This window comes from Agathobaculum faecis (assembly GCF_014287995.1).
GTDB lineage: Bacteria > Bacillota > Clostridia > Oscillospirales > Butyricicoccaceae > Agathobaculum > Agathobaculum ammoniilyticum.
Window position 1 is genome coordinate 1 of record NZ_JACOPL010000073.1, and the last position, 726, is coordinate 726.

Here is a 726-nt window from a genome sequence, read left to right on the forward strand (position 1 = left end):
CCCGACGACGACAGCGGAAACAAGCGCGTGTGCATCTGCTTTTCCGATACTGGCGACGGCAACAAGGGCAAGGCGGTTATTGCGACGGTTGACAGCGCGAATGCGGTGACGTTTGGGGATGTGGTGACGTTCTCTGGCGGCACCATTTATGCAACAAGCTGTGCGGCAGATAAAACAGGCAATATTCTTGTTGGGTATATCCGTAATCAAGATACAGCAAGCAAAATTGCAATATTCGCTGTACTTAACGCAGAACTAAACCCGATAAGCAACGAGTTAAATAACGATACGGGTAATATAGTTTCAGTGCAGGCGATCGTTTATGATGATGATAAATTTGCCTGTGTAATAGATAACCGTGCGAAATTGTTTGAATTTTCTGACGGAGTTTTAGGCCTTGTTACGGCATACAACTATAATGCAAATTCTCCCGATTGTTTGAGTGCTGCTGCTATCGAAAAGTCAAAAATACTTATTGCATTCGCAAACAGGTCTAATTCCTCCTACGGCACCACCACCATCCTTGAAATCTCCGGTAACCGAATTGCAGGCTCGTTCCTGAACAACTCCAAAGACGCAATAGCCCTTGAATCCGGTGAGGGTGGCAACACCATCAAACTCGGCTTTGGCGGGTACTGCGCATGTGAGGGCATAACCGCAGGACAGACGATCGATTCAGAGGGCATAACGGCGTATAGCCCGCTGGATGGGTGGCTGGAAATCAAA

Annotated in this window: 1 protein-coding gene; it reads left to right on the plus strand. The window is 47.5% G+C overall.

Going from position 1 to position 726, the window contains the following annotated elements:
* Positions 1-726 (plus strand): hypothetical protein (locus H8S45_RS15895; protein WP_186950612.1); only part of this gene is annotated, 726 nt, incomplete at both ends.